This window comes from Kribbella italica (genome assembly GCF_014205135.1).
GTDB classification, from domain to species: domain Bacteria; phylum Actinomycetota; class Actinomycetes; order Propionibacteriales; family Kribbellaceae; genus Kribbella; species Kribbella italica.
In genome coordinates, this window is sequence record NZ_JACHMY010000001.1 from 935001 (window position 1) to 956615 (window position 21615).

General features: G+C 69.1%; 15 protein-coding genes. 6 read left to right on the plus strand and 9 right to left on the minus strand.

Annotated elements, in window-relative coordinates; translation table 11 throughout:
* Positions 1-25 precede the first annotated feature (25 nt).
* On the plus strand, positions 26-523 hold the full coding sequence (locus HDA39_RS04435) for a VOC family protein (RefSeq protein WP_184793964.1): 498 nt from the start codon (positions 26-28) through the stop codon (positions 521-523).
* Here the strand turns inward: HDA39_RS04435 and HDA39_RS04440 are convergent.
* The 4 genes from HDA39_RS04440 to HDA39_RS04455 are packed head-to-tail and all read right to left on the minus strand — an operon-like array spanning position 503 to position 4919.
* Positions 503-1702 (minus strand): M20/M25/M40 family metallo-hydrolase, encoded by a 1200-nt coding sequence (locus tag HDA39_RS04440; RefSeq protein ID WP_184793965.1) that lies wholly within the window; start codon positions 1700-1702, stop codon positions 503-505. The genes HDA39_RS04435 and HDA39_RS04440 overlap by 21 nt on opposite strands.
* Before the next feature lie 3 nt (positions 1703-1705).
* The gene (locus tag HDA39_RS04445) at positions 1706-2992 is read right to left on the minus strand and encodes an aminotransferase-like domain-containing protein (RefSeq protein WP_184793966.1); all 1287 of its coding nucleotides are present in this window, start codon (positions 2990-2992) and stop codon (positions 1706-1708) included.
* 4 nt (positions 2993-2996) lie between these two features.
* Positions 2997-4184, minus strand: a complete 1188-nt coding sequence (locus HDA39_RS04450; RefSeq protein WP_184793967.1) for a M24 family metallopeptidase — start codon at positions 4182-4184, stop codon at positions 2997-2999.
* A 12-nt stretch (positions 4185-4196) separates the two neighbouring features.
* Complete coding sequence (locus HDA39_RS04455) at positions 4197-4919, minus strand: maleate cis-trans isomerase family protein (RefSeq protein ID WP_184793968.1); 723 nt, start codon at positions 4917-4919, stop codon at positions 4197-4199.
* An 80-nt stretch (positions 4920-4999) separates the two neighbouring features.
* Here HDA39_RS04455 and HDA39_RS04460 point away from each other — a divergent pair, with 80 nt between their 5' ends.
* The 3 genes from HDA39_RS04460 to HDA39_RS04470 are packed head-to-tail and all read left to right on the plus strand — an operon-like array spanning position 5000 to position 7871.
* Positions 5000-5986 carry a D-2-hydroxyacid dehydrogenase gene (locus HDA39_RS04460; RefSeq protein ID WP_337925622.1) on the plus strand — a complete coding sequence of 329 codons (987 nt, stop codon included), beginning with the start codon at positions 5000-5002 and terminating at the stop codon, positions 5984-5986.
* The gene (locus tag HDA39_RS04465) at positions 5983-7371 is read left to right on the plus strand and encodes an amidase (protein WP_184793970.1); all 1389 of its coding nucleotides are present in this window, start codon (positions 5983-5985) and stop codon (positions 7369-7371) included. Before HDA39_RS04460 ends, HDA39_RS04465 begins: the two co-directional genes overlap by 4 nt.
* Positions 7371-7871, plus strand: a complete 501-nt coding sequence (locus tag HDA39_RS04470; protein ID WP_184793971.1) for a DUF3830 family protein — start codon at positions 7371-7373, stop codon at positions 7869-7871. The genes HDA39_RS04465 and HDA39_RS04470 overlap by 1 nt, the downstream gene beginning before the upstream one ends.
* A 111-nt stretch (positions 7872-7982) precedes the next feature.
* Here the strand turns inward: HDA39_RS04470 and HDA39_RS04475 are convergent, their stop codons facing one another.
* Positions 7983-9374: a serine hydrolase domain-containing protein gene (locus tag HDA39_RS04475; RefSeq protein ID WP_337925623.1), complete on the minus strand. Its 1392-nt coding sequence runs from the start codon at positions 9372-9374 to the stop codon at positions 7983-7985.
* 150 nt (positions 9375-9524) lie between these two features.
* On the opposite strand from HDA39_RS04475, the gene HDA39_RS04480 reads away from it, so the two are divergent.
* Both HDA39_RS04480 and HDA39_RS04485 read left to right on the plus strand, forming a co-directional pair.
* A complete protein-coding gene (locus HDA39_RS04480) occupies positions 9525-10061 on the plus strand; it encodes a dihydrofolate reductase family protein (protein WP_184793973.1) in 537 nt (178 codons plus the stop codon).
* 76 nt (positions 10062-10137) lie between these two features.
* Positions 10138-11073 carry a diacylglycerol kinase family protein gene (locus tag HDA39_RS04485; RefSeq protein ID WP_184793974.1) on the plus strand — a complete coding sequence of 312 codons (936 nt, stop codon included), beginning with the start codon at positions 10138-10140 and terminating at the stop codon, positions 11071-11073.
* Positions 11074-11096: 23 nt separating this feature from the next.
* On the opposite strand, the gene HDA39_RS04490 is transcribed toward HDA39_RS04485, so the two are convergent.
* From HDA39_RS04490 to HDA39_RS04505, 4 genes are all read right to left on the minus strand, one after another.
* Positions 11097-13337, minus strand: coding sequence for a chitobiase/beta-hexosaminidase C-terminal domain-containing protein (locus HDA39_RS04490; protein ID WP_337925624.1), 2241 nt, complete (start codon positions 13335-13337; stop codon positions 11097-11099).
* A gap of 312 nt (positions 13338-13649) precedes the next feature.
* Positions 13650-19370 (minus strand): pullulanase-type alpha-1,6-glucosidase, encoded by a 5721-nt coding sequence (gene pulA / locus HDA39_RS04495; RefSeq protein ID WP_184793976.1) that lies wholly within the window; start codon positions 19368-19370, stop codon positions 13650-13652.
* An 84-nt stretch (positions 19371-19454) separates the two neighbouring features.
* Positions 19455-20696: an ATP-binding protein gene (locus HDA39_RS04500; protein WP_184793977.1), complete on the minus strand. Its 1242-nt coding sequence runs from the start codon at positions 20694-20696 to the stop codon at positions 19455-19457.
* Positions 20697-20893: 197 nt separating this feature from the next.
* Positions 20894-21601: a Sir2 family NAD-dependent protein deacetylase gene (locus tag HDA39_RS04505; RefSeq protein ID WP_184793978.1), complete on the minus strand. Its 708-nt coding sequence runs from the start codon at positions 21599-21601 to the stop codon at positions 20894-20896.
* Positions 21602-21615 lie beyond the last annotated feature (14 nt).

Here is a 21615-nt window from a genome sequence, read left to right on the forward strand (position 1 = left end):
GCAACCGCAACCGGAAGGCACCGCCATGACCGTCGCCCCGATCCCGCCGGGCTACACCAGCATCACCCCGTGGATGATCTCCCGGAACACGCTCGCGCTGATGGACTACCTGACCCAGGCGTTCGACGCCGAGGACCTCGGCAAGGTGGTCGACGAGCACGGCGTCGTCGGGCACGCGGAGATGCGGATCGGGAACGCGATCGTGATGATGTTCGACGCCCGCCCCGAGTGGCCGGCCACCCCGGCGTTCCTGCGCCTGTACGTCGCCGACGCCGACGCCACCCACCGCCAGGCCGTTGCCGCCGGCGGCACCTCGGTGACGGAGGTGACCGAACTCTTCTGGGGCGACCGGGTCGGCCGCGTTCGCGACCCGTTCGGCAACCTCTACTGGATCCAGACCCGCGTCGCCGACCTCACCGAGGAGCAGATGATGGCGCGCATGAACGACCCTGAGTTCGTGCGGGCGATGGAGTACGTGCAGAGCGCGAACTTCTTCCCGGGCTCACCTGCCGAGCAGTCGTAGGGCCGCGAGCGTGTAGGCGCGGGCGGCCGTCAGGAGTTCGGTGACGGCGACGGACTCGTCGGCGCGATGGGCCTGGGTGGTGACGGAACCGGGGCCGAGGACAACGACCGGTACGGCGAGGTCGCGGGCGATGTAGCCGCCGTCGCAGGCGGCGGTCCAGCCGCCGAGCGGCAGGCCGGGCCCTCCGGCGGCGGCCAGAGCGGTGTCGGTCGCGCGGACCAGTTCGGCGTCGGCGGAGGTCTCGAAGGCGGGCATCTCCATCGGCATCGCGAGGTCGACGGTGAGGCCCCGGTCTTCGAGGTGGAGGCCGGCGACGCGGGCGCGGAGATCGTCGAGGACGGCCTCGGGGGACTCGCCGGGGAGGAGCCGGCGGTCGGCGACCAGCACGCACTCGGCGGGGACGATCGAACCGCCCGTACCGCCGTGGATCTGCCCGACGCTCCAGGTCGCCGGGCCGAGCAACGGGTGGGGCTTCAGCGCCAGTTCGGCATGCAGGCGTTCGATCTCGGCGACGACGGCGGCCGCGCCGTAGATCGCGTTCGCGCCGTCGGCGGGGTTGCCCGCGTGGCAGGCGCGGCCGTGGATCTCGACCCGGAGGTAGGAGTCGCCGCGGGCGCCGATGATTGTCTGCAGGTCGGTCGGTTCGGTCGTGATGCAGCCGCGGAACCGCGGGGCCCGGTCGCCGGCGCGGCCGACCGAACCGACGTACGCGCGGATTCCCTTGCCGGTCTCCTCCTCGTCGACCAGCGCGGCCAGTTCGACGGGGCCGGTGAGGTTGGTGCCGCGGAGGGCAGCGAGGGCGGCGAGGGAAGCGGCGAGGCCGCCTTTCATGTCGGAGGCGCCGCGGCCGTAGATGCGGCCGTCGAGCAGTTCGCCGCCGTACGGGTCGGTGGTCCAGCCGTCGCCGACCGGTACGACGTCGGTGTGGCCGAGCAGGAGGAGACCTGGCGCGTCACCGCCGGGCAACGTGATGCTCAGGTTGTTCCGGCCGGGTTCGACGAGGGTCTCGGCGACCTCCAGCCCGAGCCCGGCCGCCGCCGCGCTCAGTACGGCGACCGTCGCCGCCTCGTCGCCCGGCGGGTTCTGGCCGGTTGCCCGCAGCAACGACTGGGTCAGCTCGACCAGCCACTGCTCGTCGATCCGGTCGAGCACGACCTGCTCGGTGCTGGAGATGCCCACGTACTACCCCTTCGTCTGGAGGTCGACGGCTCGTCTCAGCCGGGCGACTCCTTCGTGGATGCGGTCCGGCGGGGTCGACGCGAAGCACAGCCGGAGCGCGTCGCGGAACCTGCCGCTCGGTGAGAAAGCGCTCCCCGGAATGTAGGCGACGCCTTCGGCCAGCGCGACCTCGAACAGGTCGGCCGCGTCGACGCCGTTGTCGAGCGTCACCCAGAGGAAGAATCCGCCGTCAGGGTCGGTCCAGTGGGCGATTCCGCCGAAGTGTTCGGTCAGGGCCGCGTGCATCGCTTCCTTGCGCCGCCGGTACTCCGCGCGCTGCGTGACCAGGTGGTCGGTCAGGTGCCCGCCGGTGAGGAAGCCGGTCACCAGCCGCTGCGCCGGGAGGTTCGTGCAGGTGTCCATCGCCTGCTTCGCGCTGATCAGCAGCGGCTGCAGCTCCGGCGCGGTGTCCACCCAGCCGACCCGCAGCCCGGGAGCGACGATCTTCGAGAAGGTCCGCACGCTGAACACCAGCGGATCGCCGCCACCCAGCTCACGCAACGTCGGCAACGGGTCCCCGTCGAAGCGGAGCAACCCGTACGGGTCGTCGTCGAGGACCATCGCTCCCCACCGCCGGGCCAGCTCCAGCAGGCGGTGCCGCCGCTCGAGCGACAACGTGGCCCCGGACGGGTTCTGGAACGTGGGGATCGTGTAGATCGCCTTCGGGAGCCGGCCGGCAGCCGCGACCAGGGCCTCCAGCGCGTCCACGTCCATGCCGTTGTCGTCGACCGGGACCTCGAGCACCTGCGCGCCGTACGAGAGAGCGGTTGCGCTGCCGTTCGTGTACGTCGGAGACTCGACGACCACCAGATCGCCGGGGTCGACGAACAGCTTGCAGAACAGGTCGAGCCCCTGCATGCCACCGGCGGTGACGGTCAACCGGTCCGCGGTCGTCTCGTCGCTCGTTCCCCGCAGTACGTCGAGCAGCGCCGCGTGCAGCGGCGGATCGCCTTCGGTGGCGGCGTAGTCGTAGGAGTCCGGCCGGGCCAGCTGGGTCTCCGCGATCCCGGCCAGGATCGCGGCCGGTACCGCCTCGGCTGCCGGGCTGCCCATCGCCAGCCGGACGATGTCGTGCTGCTGCTTGTGGAGCAACGACGTGCTGGAGTCGATCACCGACCCGACCAGGCCGGCCGCGCGACCGGCGTACGGCAGGCCCGGAGGCAGCGCCACGGTCGGAGAACTGATCGCGCTCTCCGCGGCGGAGAGCGCGCTCTCGGGGACGGGGCGGTGGGCAGCTGGGGTGGTCGGCAAGGTGTTACCTCCTGATGGTGAGGTCGGGTGGCAGGTCGGTGAGGCGCTCGACTCCGTTGCTCGTGACAACTACCGGCTCGGACAGTTCGTAGCCCCAGCCGTCCATCCACATGCCGAGAATCACGTGGAAGGCCATGCCGGCGGCGAGTTCGGTCGTCTCGCCAGGGCGTAGCGAGACGGTACGTTCGCCCCAGTCGGGTGGGTACCCGATGCCGATCGAGTACCCGATCCGGGAATCCTTGCGCAGGCCGTGGCCGCGGATGACCGTGTCGAAGGCGTGGTGGACCGCGCTCCCGGTGACGCCTGGCCGGATGGTCGCCAGCGTGGCTTGCAGGCCCTCGGCAACGACTTTCGCTGTCTCGGTGAGGCGTTGGGGTGGGTCGCCGAGCATCACGGTCCGGGCGAGTGGGGCGTGGTAGCGGCCGAAGACGCCGGCCAGTTCGATCGTGGTCGCCTCGCCGGCCCGGAAGACGCGATCGGTCCAGGTCAGGTGCGGCGTACCGGCTGCTTCGCCGGTCGGCAGCATCGGCACGATCGCCGGGTAGCCGCCGCCGTGGTCCGGTGTGCCGATCGCCTGCGCGGCCATGATCTCCGCGACCAGATCGCACTGCCGACGGCCGGGCTGAAGCTGGTCGCACGCGATCCGCATCGCCGTCGCGGCGATCTGTCCCGCGATCCGCAGCTGGGCCAGCTCGTGCGGTGACTTGACCAGCCGGACCCAGTTGACCAGCTCGGTGGAGTCGACCAGCCGGCGTCCAGGCAGACCGTTGCCGAGGGCAAGGTAGCCGCGGGCGGAGAAGTAGTGCGAGTCGGCCTCGACCGCGATCGTCTCCCCGTCGGGCAGGAGAGATCGCGCTCTCTCCGCGATCCAGTCGAACGGATGGACGTCTGGCCGGTGCACCAGCTCTTCGGGGTATCCGTGGATCTGGTCTGCGCGCAGGTTGCAGGTGTAGGCGGCGCCGGCCGCGTCCATCGCGCGCGCGAACAGGTGCGGCTCGCCTTCGGCTCCGAGGATCAGGCACTGCGGGGTGTAGAACGACCAGGCGTCGTACCCGGTGAGGTAGAAGAGGTTGGCCGGGTCGGTCACCACGAGACCCGCCAGGGAGCGCTCTCGCATGATCTCGCGGACCCGCGCCAGCCGGTCGGCGTACTCGGCGGCCTCGACCGCTTGCACCAGGATGTCGCTCGGCATCGTCGTCCTCCCTCAGGCCGCGAGCAGTCGTTGGCCGGGCCCGACCGCCGGGCGCCCGGCGATGGTCAGCGCCGACCACATCGTCACCTGGTTCGCGGTCAGCACGGGTTTGCCGAGCTCGACCTCCAGGGGCGCGATCAGGTCGTATGTCGGCAGGTTGGTGCAGCTGACGAAGACGGCCTCGGCATCGCGGGTGTCGGTGTCGCGGACGAGGGCGCAGGTCGTCTCGTACGGCACGGTCCAGATCTCGGAGGTGAGGCCGAGGCCGGCGGTCGCGACGACCTCGACCTGGGCCTCGGCTAGGTAGGCGACGAGGCCGTCGGTGAGGTCTTCGGTGTACGGCGTGACGGCGGCGATCCGGGTGAGACCGAGCTGGCGGAGCGCGATCAGGAGTGCTCCGCTGGTGGTGACCGCGGTCGGCGCTCCGGCGTCCTCCATCGCCGCGACCATCCGCGCCTCGCCGGTGAGCCCGCCGATGAAGCTGCCCGACGTACAGGCGTAGGCGGTGACCAGCGGGGACACGGCCAGCACGTCGACGGCGCTGCGGGCGACCAGGGCGGGAGAGGAGATGTGCATCGCCATCTCGACGGTCGCGGCGAGCGGGACGTACGGCAGCCGGGTCAGGTAGAGGCTCACGTCGTCGGGCACCCAGCGCCACAGTTCGCGGTCCAGCGCGAAGTCGTACGGCGCGACGACGCCGATCCCTGTCTGCAGCAGGGGAGGAGCCTCAATCATGGGACTCAGTGTGGGGGCCGGGCCGGTCCAGAAACAAGGGATTGTTGACAATCCTACGGGCGGTTTCTAGCCTCGACAGCGTGCCGCCACCTGTCGAGAGTCCAGTCGTCGCGGTTCTGTGTGAACAATCCTCGGATCGACCACCCGGCCTGGAGGGCCTGCCGGTCGAGTTCCGCTACTGCGCGGCCGACGGTCTGGCCGAGGCGGTGCGGGGAGCGCGGGCCTTGATGCTCTGGGACTACTTCTCGACCGCGGTGCGTGACGTGTGGTCGGACGCGGGGTCGGTCGAGTGGATCCACGTCACCGCCGCCGGGGTCGACACGCTGCTGTTCGACGGGCTGCGCGACTCCGACGTGGTGGTGACGAACGCGCGCGGGGTCTTCGACCGCCCGATCGCCGAGTACGTCCTGGGCGCGGTGATCGCTGCCGCCAAGGACACTCGGGGCAGCCTCGACCTGCAGCGCCGGCGCGAGTGGCGACACCGCGAGACCCGGAGCATCGCCGGAGCGAAGGCCCTGGTCGTCGGCACCGGCGGCATCGGCCGGGCCACTGCCCGTCTCCTGACCGCCGCGGGGCTCGAGGTCCGTGGCGCCGGCCGGCGAGCGCTCACCGGCGATCCCGACTTCGGCGAGGTCGTTGATACCAGCAATCTGGCTTCCGAGGCCGCCTGGTGCGACTACCTGATCGTCGCGGCCCCGCTGACCGCCGGGACCAGGGGCGTCGTCGGCGCCGAGGTGTTCGCTCAGCTGAAGCCCGACGCCCACCTGGTGAACATCGGTCGCGGTCCGCTCGTGGACGAGGGTGCGCTCCTGGACGCGCTCTCCCGGGGTGCGCTCGGCGGCGCGACCCTCGACGTCTTCGACACCGAGCCGCTGCCTGCGGACCACCCGCTCTGGGATGCACCGAACACCACGATCACCGCGCACATGGCGGGCGACGTGATCGGCTGGCGCGACACGCTGGCCGCGCAGTTCGCCGGCAATGTTCGGCGGTGGGTCGCGGGAGAGCAGTTGCTCAACATTGTCGACAAAAAACTCGGTTACGTACCCGGAGGTGCTGGTCGGTGACAGCGGTCGAACTGGTCGAGGGGTACCGGCGCAAGACGATCTCTCCGGTCGAGGCGACGCAGGAGGCACTGGACGCGATCGACCGGTACGACGAGCGGGTGAACGCCTTCGTCCTGGTCGATCGCGAAGGCGCGATGGCCGCCGCGAAGGAGTCGGAGGCCCGGTGGCACACAGGGGAGCCACTGGGCCCCGGCGACGGCGTACCGACCTCGATCAAGGACGCGTTGTGGACAAAAGGATGGCCGACACTGCGCGGTAGCCACCTGATCGACGAGGCTGGTCCGTGGGACGAAGACGCCCCGGCGGTTGCCCGCCTGCGGGAGACCGGAGCGGTGATCCTCGGCAAGACGACAACGCCGGAGTACTCGTGGAAGGGCGTCACCGACTCGATCAAGTACGGCGCGACCGGCAATCCGTGGGACCCGACGAAGACCTCGGGCGGATCGTCCGGCGGCTCGGCGACGGCGGTCGGGCTCGGTATGGGCGCGTGGTCGGTCGGCACCGACGGCGGCGGATCGGTCCGGATCCCGGCGGCGTTCACCGGTACGGTCGCGCTCAAACCGACGTACGGGCTGATCCCGCTGTTCCCGCCGAGTGCGTTCGGCACGCTGTCGCACGCGGGGCCGATGACACGCACGGTGCGCGACAACGCGGCGCTGCTGGACGTGATTGCCGGGTTCGACTCGCGCGACTGGTCCGCGATGCCGACGCCCACGAGCTCCTTCCTCGACGGCATCGACGACGGCGTGGCCGGCCTGCGGATCGGTTTCTCGCCTGATCTCGGTTTTGTTGACAATCATCCGGAGGTGGACGCCGCTGTCCGCGCCGCGGTCGAGGTGTTGCAAGCGGCCGGTGCGGAGGTGAGCGAGGTCGATCCGGGCTTCGACGATCCGATCGACGCGTTCAACGTGCTCTGGTTCTCGGGCGCCGCGAAGCTCCTCCAGGCGTACGGCGAAGCGGTCGGCGACCAGGTCGACCCCGGCCTACGCCGTACCGCCGAAGCCGGCGCGCACTTCACCGCCTCGGACTTCCTCGACGCCACGGCGACGCGGATGGAGCTTGGCCGGCTGATGGGCCTGTTCCACCGCCGGTACGACGTACTGCTGACGCCGACGCTCCCGTTGCCCGCGTTCGCCGTCGGCCAGGACGTGCCGGACGGGTCGCCGTCGCCCGACTGGACCAGTTGGACGCCGTACACCTATCCGTTCAACCTCACCCAGCAACCCGCCCTGAGCGTTCCCTGCGGCTTCACCAGCGAGGGGCTGCCAATCGGATTGCAGATTGTCGGCAAGCGTCATGCCGACGGCCTCGTGCTCCGCGTCGGGCAGGCGTACCAGTCCGCGACCGCATGGCACACCCGTGTCCCGTCCCTGCAGGAGGTCTGATGAGCCGGTTCATCACCGTGTCCCTGGACAAGCGTGGCGTCAGTTGTGTCGCACGGCTGCTCGACGAGGAAGCGCCGCGGACGGCGGCGGCGGTGTGGGACGCGTTGCCGTTGTCGGCACCGGTGTTCCACGGGAAGTACGCGCGCAACGAGATCTACACGTTGCTGCCCGCGTTCGCTCCGGCCGACCCGGGCAAGGAGAACACGACGGTGACGCCGATCCCCGGGGACCTGTGCTGGTTCTCGTTCGACTCCGACGACCTCGGCAACCCGGCGTACGGGTACGAGAACAGCACGGGCACCGGTACGACGGGCGCGATTGTCGACCTGGCGTTGTTCTACGGGCGCAACAACTTGCTGATCAACGGCGACCAGGGCTGGATCCCCGGCAATGTGTTCGGCGCCATCACCGAAGGCCTCCCCGAGATGGCCGCCGCGTGCCAGGACCTCTGGATGGGCGGCGCACGCGGCGAGACCCTCACCTTCACCCGCCGGGACTGAGCGCGGCGGGGTTCAGTCCGGCCGGGCCTGGTCGGTGCGACCTGCTCGGCAGACCACCGGCCGATTGACTCTGAGACCCCAGGCCGATTCACCCGGAGACCCCGGGTCGATTCACTCGGAGATCAGGGTTTGGTCGGTGGTGCCGAAGCCGACGTTGTAGCTGATGGCGACCGACAGCCGGCCGTCGACCGGCTGGCAGCGCAGTGTGATCTTGAACGGCGCCTCCAGCAGGCGTGCGGTCGCGACGTACGTGTCGCCGTCGCCGTACGCCGAGGTGACGAGGCGCTGCGCCGGGTCGGTCAGCGTGTAGGACTGCTCGTCCCAGTCGCCCGGTGCGAAGGTGATCTCCTGCGTACCGGATTCCCACGCGCGGGCCGCGACGAAGGTGAAAGTCCCGCTGCCGTCGGCGTCCAGCCGGACCGCGGACAGACCGTGGTCGTTGGTCGCGAACGTGTAGGTCCGCCCGTCACCCGGTGCGGGCGAGGGGCCTGAAGGTGGCGTGATCTCCATCGCGGGCGGCTCACCGAAGGACGACACGGCGACGCCGGTCGGCCCGGCCTCCAGCAGCGGCAGCAAGTGCTCCCAGATGACGTCCAGTGTTGCCTGCATGTCCGGAGAGGCGCTGGTGATGACCACCGCTGTGTCGTGGTCGGGCAGCACCAGCACGTACTGACCGAAAGCGCCGTCACCCCGGTACGAGTTGTGACGCCCGCGCCAGAACTGGTACCCGTATCCCTGCTTCCAGTCCGGGTTGTCCTGGTTGCTGTTGTCAACCTGTGCCGAGGTCGCCGCGTCGATCCACTCCGCGGGGACCAGCTGCTTCCCTTCCCACACCCCACGCTGCACCAGCAGTTGAGCGAACGCCGCCAGCGAGTGCGTGCTGAGGCTCAGCCCCCAGCCGCCCATGTTGATGCCCTCGTCCGACGTCTCCCAGATCTGCTCGCTGATCCCGAGCGGCTCGAACAGCTGGGGCCGCAGGTAGTCGATCACCTTCTCGCCGGTGACCTTCTGCACGATCGCGGACAGGATGTACGTCGCCCCGCTGTTGTAGACGAACGGCGCACCCGGCGCGTTCTCCACGTCCAGCCGGAAGAACCCCTGCACCATCCGCCCGGTCCGGCCGAGCCGGTCGACGGTGTCGGCGGTGTGGCCGGTCGACATCGTCAGCAGGTGCCGGACCTCCATCGCGGCCAGGTTGTCGCTGACCTTGTCGGGCAGGTCGTCGCCGGAGAAGAACGAGACCACCTTGTCGTCCACCGACAGCAGCCCGGCCTCCACGGCCAGCCCGACCGCCGTCGAGGTGAAGCTCTTCGACACCGAGAACAGCAGGTGCCGGTCGGTCAGCCGGTACGGCGACCACTCCCGCTCCAGCACGACGTGACCGTGCCGCAGCACCATCACGGTGTGGATCTCCTGCTCGGACGCGTCCAGCGCGGCGACGAGCCCGTCGAGGCCCTCGCTGGAAAGTCCCTGGTCTGCCGGCGTACTGCGGGGAAGAGTCACCCGAAGCACGCTAGCCGCCGGGACCGACAAAATCACCCACGTTCGCCCGCCCTGAGACGGGCCGAAAGGTTCCGGGCGGCGATGTCGATTCCGCCGGCCGCCGGTCGACGCACAGGCAAGAGCACCCCTTCAGAACCGAGGAGCACCATCATGCGGAAGATCGTGGCCGGCCTGTTCATCTCCCTCGACGGCGTCACCGAGGCCCCTGACCAGTGGCACTTCCCGTACTTCGACGACGCGATGGGCGCGCAGGTCGAAGCGCTGACCGCGCGCTCGGACGCCATGCTGGTCGGTCGCCGGACGTACGAGGAGTTCGCGGCGTTCTGGCCGACGGCCGAGCTGGAGATGGCCGAGCACATGAACAACACCCCGAAGCTCGTCGTCTCCCGCACGCTCGAGAACGTCGACGCGTGGCAGAACTCGACGCTCGTCGAGGGCGACCCGATCGAGACCCTCGCCAAGCTGAAGGACGGGCCGGGCAAGGACATCAGCGTTGTCGGGTCGTCGACGCTGGTCCGCTCGCTTCTGCGGGCGAAGGTGCTCGACGAGCTGCACCTGCTGGTCCACCCGATCGCTGTCGGTCACGGTGCGCGACTGTTCGACGACGGTGAGACGGTGCCGCTGGAGCTGTTGTCCGCGACGACCTTCAGCACCGGCGTACTCCACACGGTGTACCGGCCGGTCTGAAAGGGAGTACTCCCTGGGTTTCCTGGGCACACCATGGAATGCTGCACCTCCATTCCCCTGAACAGACAGGCTCCCGGTGAACCCAGAGACCCAGGACGACCAGCCAGAGCCGACTGGCCGACTGCAAGCTGCGGTGATCCTCAACCCGATCAAGGTCGCGGACGTCGACGAGTTCCGCGCGAAGGTCGACGCGGCGCTGTCCGAGCGCGGGTTCGAGGACACGCTCTGGCTGGAGACGACCGAGGACGACGCCGGCTACGCGATGGCGAAACGGGCGATCGACGAGACCGTCGCCCTGGTCGTCGTGGCCGGCGGTGACGGGACGGTCCGGGTGGTCTGCGCCGAGCTGGCGCGGACCGACATCCCGGTCGCCGTCCTCCCGGCCGGTACGGGCAACCTGCTGGCCCGCAACCTCGGCATCTCGCTCGACCTCGACGAGGCGCTGAGCCAGCTGCTGGACGGTTCCGAGCAGCGGATCGACAGCGTGCTGGTGAAGGGCGACCAGCTCGGCGACGACCGGTTCGTGGTGATGGCCGGGCTCGGCCTGGACGCCGCGATCATCGCCGACGCCCCGGACGACCTGAAGAAGCGGGTCGGCTGGGCGGCGTACGTCGTGTCGACAATGCGCAATCTGAACCACCCGTTCGTCAAGATCGAGATCACCGTCGACGACAAACCGCCGATCACCCGCCGGGCCCGCACGGTGGTGATCGGCAACGTCGGCACCCTGCAGGCGAACATCCCGCTGCTGCCCGACGCCAAGCCCGACGACGGCATGATCGACCTGGTCGTCCTCGCGCCGCGCCGGATCAGTCACTGGCCGCGGCTGGCGCTCAGCCTGGTGATCAAGTCGCTGAACGAGGGCCGCCACATCCAGCGCTACACCGGGCAGCGGATCCAGATCAAGGCCGACAGACCAGCCGGCCGCCAGCTCGACGGCGACACCATCGAGAACGGCCGCATCCTCAGCGCCGAGGTCGATCCCTCCGCCCTCGTCGTGCGCATTCCCTGAGGGCAGAGGGACCGACGGTCAGCTCACGGGTAGCTGACCACGTTGACGGGGACGGTGCCGGGTGGTGTCACGCCCCCGGTGTCGTTGATGACGTGGGTGATCGTGCCCTGGTAGTTCAGGGACACCGTGCACAGGCTGTGGAAGCGCACTCCTGCGTTGTTCGGTGCCTCGAACGCGTTGTATGCGCTGACCGAGGGGTTCACGTTGAAGAAGTTGTAGCTTCCCAGCCCCCAGGCCTCGTGCGAGGTGACGTTGTCGCCGACCTTGTACGCCGCGTAGCCGTTGCGGCCGCTCGGACGGTTCCAGCTCGCTTGGTTCGGTACGTCGTACGGCATCTCGTTCTGGAAGAAGATCGTCCTCCCGCGCTGGCCGTTCCAGATCACCTGGGTCTTCTGGTAGTGCTCCACGAACAGGCCGGTGGCCAGTACGTCGTTGCCGTTGACAATCAACCCGGTGTCGCCGGTGGCCTGGGTCCAGCCCCAGGTGCCGGCGTTGCCGTGGTCGGCGCGCCAGGCCCAGATGTGGTCGATGATCGTGTGGTTGCTGTTGACGAGCAGGCTCGTCGTCGCGTGGCCGGCGATCGACCCGCCGATCCGGAAGAACACGTCCTGCAGGGTCGTCGGGTTCGCCGCGTGGTTCGCGGACGAGCCCGAGGGGCCGACGGTCAGCAGCGCCGCGGAGTTCGTCGTACCGGCGTCGAACAGCAGACCCTTGATGCGGACGCCGTCGACGTCGGCGACCTGCATCGCGTTGACGCCGTTGTCCGGGATCAGCGTGGGGTACCCGATGCCGAGTACGACGGTGTTCGCCCTGGTCACGTTGAGGGTCTGGTCGAGGTGGTAGATGCCCGGCGTGAAGAACAGGTTGCAGCCCGACGCCAGCGCCGCGTTGATGGTCGACGCGGTGTCGCCGGCCTTGACGACGTAGAACTGGCTCATCGGGATCGACGTACCGGGGGTTGAGCCTCCTGCCCAGCTCGCGCCGGAGGCGTTGGTGCGCAGGGCGGGGGTGAACACGCGGTACTTGCCCGCGCTGTCGAGGTAGAGGTACGGCACGTCCCGCGAGACCGGCGTGGTCGCGAGGGTTGTCTCCGGCGGGTTCGGGAACGTGGTCGGTGGCGCGCCCGGCGTACCGGAGAAGACCATGTTCCAGACGCCACCGGCCCAGCTGCCGAGGTTGCTGTCGCGGGTGTACCACTGCTGCTGCGAGATGGACGCGGTTTGTCCGGACACCTTGGAGTCGGCGATGTAGCCGCCGCTGGCGAAGCCGTAGCTGGCCGGGTAGAGCTGCAGGTTGCCGCGGATGTCCATCCGGCGGAACGGCGCCGCCTGCGCGACGGCCCAGCGGTTGGAGCCGCCGATCGGGTTCACGGCCAGGTTCTCCGCGGACCGCCAGAAGTTCTGCAGCGCGACGCCCTGGTCGGACTCGTTGAACGCGTCGACCGTGATGGCGCCGTTGATGACCACGTCGCCGGGGTTCTGGCCGAGGCCCGCGACCGACGTGTAGTAGCCGACGTCGTCGTGCACGCTGTACGCGCCGGGCTTGAACAGGTGCGCGATCCGGCGGTTCGCCATCTGCGCGGTCAGGGTGTCCTTCTGGGCGTTGAAGTCGGCGTCGAGCTGCGCCTGGATGGCGGTCGACGACATGCTCGGGTCGAAGATGCGCGTGTTCGGGCCGAAGTCCGGTACGTCGGGCTGCGTCGTGCAACTGACCTGACCGGTGCCGATCGTGTACGTCGCGCCGGCCGCGGGGGAGTCGGCCAGACCGGACTTGATGCCGATCGCGGTGAGCGTGCGCGAGGACGGCACGCTGATCGGTCCGCTGTACAGCGGCGACGACGCCGTCGGCGTGGAACCGTCGACCGTGTAGCGAATCGTGGAGCCCGCCGTGGCCGTCGAGATCGTCACCGTTTGCGCGGTCGAGTAGCTGCCGCCGGCCGGGGAGAAGGTGGGCGCCGCAACTGCCGGCGTGGTCGAGCCGCCGTGGGTGTAGCTGAAGTGCGGGGTGTCGTACTGCGGACCGCTCTTCTCGTAGGTGAACCAGTAGTCGACGACGGTCCCCGACGACAGCCCGCTGACGGTCTTGCGCCAGGTCCCGCCGCTGAGGTCCATCCGGAAGTTCTGCTGACCCTGGCCGGCGACGGTGTAGTGAACGTCGACGTACAGCGCTGCCGTGGTCGGGGTGAAGGCGATCTGGGCCTGGCCCGCGTCGAGCGAGGTGGCCGCCTGCGTGTAGTCGTCGGCCGCCGTTGCTACGCCACCCACCAGGAGGGTCGAGCAGACGGCCAGGGCCAGGGCGACGACGGCCGCACGCCAGCCGCGACGCCTTCGGTGATTTCTTGCTGGACTCCGAGACACGGGGTACCACCTCCGGGGCGGAAGAGAGGGCGGATGTGAGAGCGCTCTCACAGGGCGGACTGTAAACCGATTCCCTGCGCTGGGGAAGAGTTCGTCCTCATCCGTCCGGAGCGGAGAGCGGCGCCGCCTCGGGCCTTCGCAAGTTCCGCGCTGGACGAGCGGGCGAGCGGCGCCGCCCAGGCCTTGCGCTGGTTGCGCTGGGCGGCGCCGTTCTCCTCGCTAGCGCTGGACCAGTACGGCGACCGTCCGCGCCGGGACCGCGACGGTGCCGGTCGTGGCGGTCCAGGTTGTTTGCTTGACGATCGGATCCGAGCCGCCGGCCTGCACCGGTGAGAGCGAGAGGTTCGCGCCGGTGAGGCCCGGGATCTGCTGGCTGACCGTCGATCCTGTGCTGTTGAAGATCACCACGGCACCCTTGAGGGCCGGGTCGACGTTCGGTCCGGCCGAGTCGTCGATCCGCATCGTGATGACGCCCGGGACCGCCGCGGGGGTGCCGCTGAGCGGGAAGCTCACCTTCTGGTTGATCAGGTCGGCCGACCCCAGCCGGAACAGCGGCGTCGAGAACCTGAGCTTCAGCAGATCGGCCGCAGCCGCGGATGCCGTCGCCACGTCGCCGGCCGTCGGCTTCAACGCGGCGTTGCCGAGCAGCGGTTTCATGAACGACCACTTGGCCTCGTTGTCCGGCTTCGGCGGCAGACCGCGCCCGAAGCCGTTGTCCGCCCCGGTCCAGTCCAGCTGGTTGAACCAGTCGCCGGAGTCGTACGAGTTCCGGTCCAGCGACTTGCTGCGCAGCAGATCCGCGCCCGCGTGCCAGAACGACGGCGTCTGCGCCAGCGCGGTCGTTGCCAGCGACAACGTGTTCATCCGTACCCGGTCGGCCATCGGCATTGCCGTGGGCAACTTGAAGGTCAGCGAGTCCCACAACGTCTCGTTGTCGTGGGCATCGACATACGTGATGACCTCGTTCGGCTGATCCGCGTACCCGGCAGGCGATCCGTTGTAGTCCACCCCGTCGCCCCGTACGACGGTCCCGCTGTCCGCGGACCGGAAACTGAACGCCCGCAGGTTCCCCGCCAGCCCGAGCTGCACCAGGTCGGTGTCGTGCGCCAATCGCTTCGCCTGATCCGCCGGCGACCCGTTGACCGGAGCACCGTTCGGGTCACTCGCCGCGCCCGATCCGAACCCCTGCACCCGCGGGTCCTCGTCGAACGGCCCGCCACCGCGGACGCCGTCCCGCAGCCGGTCGGAGAACGTCGCGATCCCGGTCCCGCCGAGGTTGCCCTGCGTCGCCTGCTCGAACAGCGCGCCGTTCGCGACCTCGCCGAAGTTCCAGCCCTCGCCGTACAGGAACACCTTCTTCCCGTCGACGCCGTCGCGGGCGACGGTCAGCTTGTCCAGCGCGGCGCGGACCTTCAGCATGTTCGCCTTGCTGTGATGGCCCATCAGGTCGAACCGGAACCCGTCGACGCGGTAGTTGCGCGCCCACGACACCGTGCTGTCGACCATGATCTTCTCGGCCATCGCGTGCTCGGTCGCGATGTTGCTGCAGCACGTCGACGTCTCGACCCCACCGGTCGCGTTCAGCCGCTGGTAGTAGCCGGGGACCACCTTGTCGAGCACCGACGTCGGCGCCTGACCGGCGGCCGGCGTGTGGTTGTAGACCTGGTCGAGCACGACCCGCAGCCCCGACTTGTGCAGCCCGCCGACCATCGTCCGGAACTCCGCGACCCGGCTCAGCCCGTCCTTCCGGACAGCGTACGAGCCCTCCGGCGCGAGCCAGTGGTACGGGTCGTAGCCCCAGTTGAACCCGTCCTTCGCCGCGACGGCGGTGACGCAGGCCTGCTGCTCCTCCGAGTCCGCCGGGAGCGCCTTCAGGTCGCACGCGGGCTTGTCCTGCGCGCCTTCCGGGATCGAGGCGATGTCGAATGTCGGCAAAAGGTGCACCGTGTCGAGGCCGGCCTGCGCGAGTTTGCGCAGATGCTTGGTGCCGGCGCCCTCGTCGGCGAACGCGAGGTAGGTTCCGCGGTGCGCGGCCGGGACCGTGGTGTCGTTGATCGAGAAGTCGCGCACGTGCAGTTCGTAGATTGTCGAATCCACCGACCGCGCCAGCGGTGGAACCGGGGTCCGGGACCACAGCGCCGGCTTGCCCGCCGGATCGTCGAGGTTCACGGCCACCGAGTACGCCGAGTCCGTCGTCAGCGCGACCGAGTACGGATCGGTGACGACGTTGGTCTCCACCTTGCCCGTGCTCGGCGCGAAGACCGTCACCTCGTACCGGTAGGACGCCCCGGTCGATTGTCGACGATCGTCCGCCGTCCAGGAACCATCCGACGACGGCCGCATCGGCACCCGCCGGCCGCCGATCAGCAGCGTGACCTTCTGCGCGGTCGGCGCCCACAGCGTGAACCGTGGCACGCCGCCGTGCCACGTCACGCCGTACGAACGTCCGACCGCTGAGTCGTAGAGATCGTCCAGTACGCCGGGGATCTGCACCCCGGTCGCGTCGAGCAGGCGCCCGGCGTCGTCGTACTGGGCGAGCCCGAGCTGGCCCTTCAGGATCTTGCGCGCGTCGGCATGGTCGAGCCGCAGCGCGGTGTAGCCCTTCAGCGCCGGGTACTTGGCCAGCACCTTTGTCGACAATCCTGCTGGATCGACCCGCAGGCCGGACGACGAGCCGCCGATGTCGTCCGCGTCGACCGCGAGCCCGCCGGTCGGCGACCAGTGCAGCCGCCAGCGCGACCGCTCCGGGTGAGCCACCGGCGGTACGGCGAGCAGGTCCTTGCCCACCCAGTGCGCCTTCGCCTGCTTGAGATCGGGCTGCGCGCCCGGCTTGGAGGTCGTCACGGTCAGCAGGTGGGTCGCGAGCACGTACGAGAACGTGACGACCAGCCCGTCACCGGGAACGGTGATCGGGATGTTCGCGCCGGTCGGGCTCCCGCCTTGGCCGTAGCTCTCGTCGAACGACAGACCGTGCGCGACCTTCGCCTCATAACTGCCCGCTCCCAACTCGCTCGTCGACCAGGTGAAGGTGCCGTCGCCGTCCTGGTCGGTCAACCAGGGTCGCATGCAGTCGGGCGACCAGTCGGCCGGGCAGCCCAGCTCGGACTGGAACGAACCGGGCACGGTGACGATCGGGCCCTGTGCGTCCGAGGTGGCGAAGTGCCGGCCGTGCTCGTAGTAGAACGTGGTCGGCGTGGCCGGTGCGGTGTAGGAGATGTTCGCGCCGTTGAGGTTGCCGCCGGCACCGTAGTTCTCGTCCCACGTCTTGTTGATCGCGGCCTTGTACGCGTGCTCACCGGCGGGAACGGTGTACGTGCCCTTCCAGACCTTGTCCTTCGGGTCCAGCGTCAGCTGCGCCTGGTCGCAGTCCGGTGACCAGTCCGCCGGGCAGCCCATCTCGCTGTTGTGGTCGCCGGGCACGCTCACGTTGGCGGGCTGGGTGACCGGGCCGGTCCCGCCGCCTCCACCGCCGCCGGGCGGCGGCGGATCGCCGACCACGCCGTACGAGCCGGAGACGGAGTAGTTGCCGGAAGCATCCTTGAGCACGGCCCGGTACTCGAGCAAGGTGCCCTTGGCAAGCTTCGTCACGTCGTGGAAGACGCGGTACGGCGCGTTGTCGTCGGAGCCGAGTCGTTGCCACGTCGTCGTACCGACCGGGCGGACGCCGTACGTGACGGTCACCGGGGTGTTCTCCGGAACCGCGGCGGCGATCTCGGCGCGACCGCCGACGGTCGCGCCCGGCTCGGGCGAGCTCAGGTACACGGCCGGAGCCTTGGACCGGCGCGGGACCTTCGAGACCGCTTGGTAGACCGTCACGGACAGCGGCGGCTGGGTCAGCGTCGCCCGGCCTTCGCGGTCGGTGACGAACGACTTCGTCCCGCCGTACACGGGCCTGAAGACTTTCGACCCGTACGTCGGGATGGTCGCGGTCTTGGCGGTCGTCGCGTTGTTGGACACGACCAGGTATTCGGTCTTGTCCGCGCCGAGCCGGCTGAACGCGTACAGACCGCCGGCGTTCGACGCGTAGCGGTGAATCTGGGTGCCGTTGCTCAGTGCCGGGTACTTGGCGCGCAGCTTCTGCAGCGCGGCGATGTGCTTGTACATCGGCGCCTGGGGGTTGAACGAGTCCTTGCTGCCGATTGTCGACGATCCGGTCCCGTCGACGACCTCGTCGTCGGCGTACTCGGTGGTCTTGGTCGCGAACATGTCCTGCCGCGCGTCCTTGTCGCCGCCCGGGCCGGTGAAGCCCTGCTCGTCGCCGTAGTAGATCACCGGCTGGCCGCGGGTCAGGAACATCAGCGAGTGGGCGAGCTTGTCACGCTGCAGGAGTTCCTGACCTGCTGCCCCGGCTTGCTTGAGGAACGTGCCGACCCGGCCCATGTCGTGGTTTCCGAGGAATGTCGGCAACTGGTACGCGTTGGAGTCGGCGTCGGTGTAGTAGTCGTCGTTCGCGTAGAGGTCCCTCAGCTTGGTCGACGGGTCGCCCTTGGCGAACGCGACCGCGTTCTGCTGGAACCCGAAGTCGAGGGTGGCCTGCAGCGCGCCGGAGGTCGTGTATGTCGACATGAACTTCGGGTCGGCGTCGAAGACCTCGCCGAACATGAAGAAGTCCTTCGTCCCCTTCGCCTTCGCGGCCTTCAGGACCTCCGGCGAGAACTTCTGCCAGAACTCCAGGTTCACGTGCTTGACGGTGTCGATCCGGAACCCGTCGATGCCCAGCTCGGCCCAGGCCTTGTAGACGTCGATCATCCCGTCGCGGACCTTCGGCTGCTCGGTGAACAGGTCGTCCAGCCCGACGAAGTCGCCGTACTCCGCGCTCTCCCCGGCGAAGGTCGAGTCGCCGCGGTTGTGGTAGAGCGTCGGGTCGTTCAGCCAGGCCGGCTGCTTGACGGTCTCGTCGGCCGGCGTCTTGAAGACCGGCACGTTCGGGAAGCTCGTGTTCGGGTCCAGCGGCGGGAAGGTGTCGCCCCCGGCGTACTGCTTGTCGTCGAACACGGTGCCCGCGGCATCCTTGTACGGCGACGTCGCCTTCGGGATGTAGCCGTACTGGCCGGACTGGTAGGCGATCACGTCCGCGGTGTGGTTGGTGATGATGTCGAAGAAGACCTTCATCCCCTTGCCGTGGGCAAGCTTGATCAGCTTCTGCATGTCCGCGTTGGTGCCCAGGTGCGGGTCGATCTGGGTGAAGTCGGTGATCCAGTACCCGTGGTATCCGGCGCTGACGTCCGCGCCCGAGCCCTGCACCGGCCGGTTCTTGAACGACGGGGTCAGCCAGATGCTCGTCGTGCCGAGGGACTTGATGTAGTCGAGCTTCTGCATCACGCCGGCCAGGTCGCCACCGTGGTAGAAACCCTTGTCCGCCGGGTCGAGCCCGGTGGCGAGCCGGTCGCCGGTCAGGCCGCCGGCGTCGTTCGACTTGTCGCCGTTGGCGAACCGGTCGGCCATCAGGAAGTAGAAACGTTCCTTGGTCAGGTCCTCGCGCAGGCTCGGGCTCGCGAGCGCCTTGTCGGCCGCGGTCGGCGTCGGCCCGGCCAGATTGACCGGCGCGACGCTGACCACGTGCGTCGTGTCGTCGTAGCTGAACCGCAGCTTGGCGGGCCCGTCGATTGTCAACGGAATGTTCGCGCCGTTCAGTACGCCGCCGGCGCCGTAGTTCTCGTCCCAGCCGCCGTTGACGGTCACTTTGTACTCGTAGGAGCCGGCCGGTACGTCGAACACCTTCCCGTACGGCGCCGCCGTACCGAGCGTGCTCGCGGCACACCCCGGGTCCCAGTCCCCGGCACATCCCAACTCACTCTGCAGCGACCCGGCGAGCGTGATCACCCGATCGGCGGACGGACCAGCGGGCGCGGCGGACGGCGTACCGAGTCCCACCGCCACCACGGCAATCGCTGTCGCCCCAGCCAGCCAACGAGCACGGTGCATGACGAACCTGAGCATCGCGGGTTCCCCTCCCAAGACAGGACAATCTGCCCGGGACGCTAGCCCGCGCTCCGGACCGGGGGAAGACCTCGAAGGTCGCGCTCAGGTCACGGCACGCCACAAGGAGGAGACCGGGAGGGCGGCGATCGACGGTCCGAACCGCGTCGCCTCCGGTGCGGTGTGCAGCAGGACACCGAAATGGAACCGGTCGCCGAGCCGGTCGGCGAGGTACCGAAGGCCGTGAAGATCACGAGCCGACGGCGTGCTCGTCGCCTTGACCTCGATGCCCACCACCCGCCCGTCCGGATGCTCCAGAACCAGGTCCACCTCGGCCCCGTCGCGGTCTCGGAAGTGCCACAGTGACGGCCGTTCGGTGGACCAGGTGAGTTGTTTGCGGACCTCGTTGGCGACGAAGGTCTCCAGCAGTTGCCCGAAGGGTCCACCTGGCCTGTCAGTGGTCGACGCGGTGGCTCCGATCAGGTGAGCGGCCAGTCCGGTGTCGGTGAGGACGAGTTTCGGTCGCCGGACGACCTTGCGACTGAGATTGGTGGACCAGGCAGGGATTCGTTCGATCAGGAAGGCTTGGACCAGCAGTTCGAGATAGCCGTCCACGGTGCGGCTGGGGAAGCCGAGCTCGCTCGCGATGGCGCTGACGTTCAGCTCCTGACCTGTCCGCGCAGCGCAAAGCCGCAGAAGGCGGGGGATCTCGGCCAGCCGTTCGATGGCGGACAGGTCACGGATCACCGACTGGGTGACGGTGGTCAGGTAGCTGTCGAACCAGGCAGGGCGTCTGCCCGGCCGTCGGCTGACGACCTCGGGGTAACCGCCGCAGACGATGCGCTCGACGATCTCCTGCCGTGACAGGTCACCGGTGCGGATCAGAGCCGCCGGTTCGTCGAAGACCCGATCGACGAAGGTGTCGGTCAGGCCGTCGAGCTCGCCCTGGGAGAAGGGCCACAGGTCGATCGTCTCCACTCGTCCGACCAGCGAAGCAGCCATGTCCGGCGCCGACAGCAGCCGGGACGACCCGGTCAGCAGGAAGCGCCCGGGCCGCCGGTCCCGATCGATGGAAGCCTTGATTGCACGAAACAGCTGTGGTTCGAGCTGTGCCTCGTCGATCACGAAGGTGTCGACCGGCCTACTGACGAAGTTGCGGGCGTCGTCGCGGGCCGCTTGCCGACTTGCTTCCTCGTCGAGAGTGGCGAAGTCGTGCGATCCGAGGTAACCCAGGCCCTGGGTGAGAGTGGTCTTCCCGACCTGACGCGGTCCGTTCAGCACGACGACCGGAGTATCGGTCAGGGCGGCTCTCACGACGGTCGTCGCTGCGCGGTCGATCAGGCTCATCGACATATCGTACTGCCGATTCGTCGAGGAGGCTGTTGCCGATTTGTCGGATGTCATCCTGCCGATTTGTCGGAGGGGTGCTGCGGATCTGTCGGGGTCGAGGCGATGGTGTCGCCGAGCGACTCAGGCGGTGACGAGGCTGGGGAGCGCGATCTCGATCGGGCCGGGCATGGTCAGTTGGAGACGTCGGGCGGCGGTCAGCGTTGGACGAGGTTCGGCAGGGTCGTCTCGATGGGGGTGTGGAGGAGTTCGTCGGCCTCCTCGTCGTACGGGGTGGGCTCGGCGTTCATGATGATCAAGCGCTTGCCCGCTTTCAGGGCGACGGCGCACAGGCCGGCCGCGGGGTAGACCTGCAGTGAGGTGCCGATCGCGAGGAAGGTGTCGCAGGCCTCGGTGGCGGCGACGGCCGCGTCGAGGATCTTCTGGTCGAGGGACTGGCCGAAGGAGACCGTGGCGGACTTGAGGATGCCGCCGCAGATCTCGCAGGCCGGGTCCTCCTCGCCGGCGTCGAGGCGGGGGAGCAGGTCGGCCATGGGGATCCTGCGGGCGCATTGCAGACAATCGACGAACCAGACCGTGCCGTGCAGCTCGAGCACATTCACCGAGCCGGCCTTCTGGTGCAGGCCGTCGATGTTCTGGGTGATCAGCGCGGTCAGGCGGCCCTGGCGCTCCAGTTCGGCGAGGGCGCGGTGGCCGGCGTTCGGCTCGGCTGTCCAGGCGGGGGCGGAGAGGCGGTGCTTCCAGGCGGCGGCCCGGACCTTCGGCGACGCGACGTACTCGTCGATGTCGAACATCGCCTGCGCGGCCGGGTCTTTTGTCCACAATCCTTGCGGACCGCGGAAGTCCGGGATGCCCGACGCGGTCGAGATCCCGGCACCGGTCAGTACGGCGAAACGTTCGGTCACGCCCCCGAACCTAC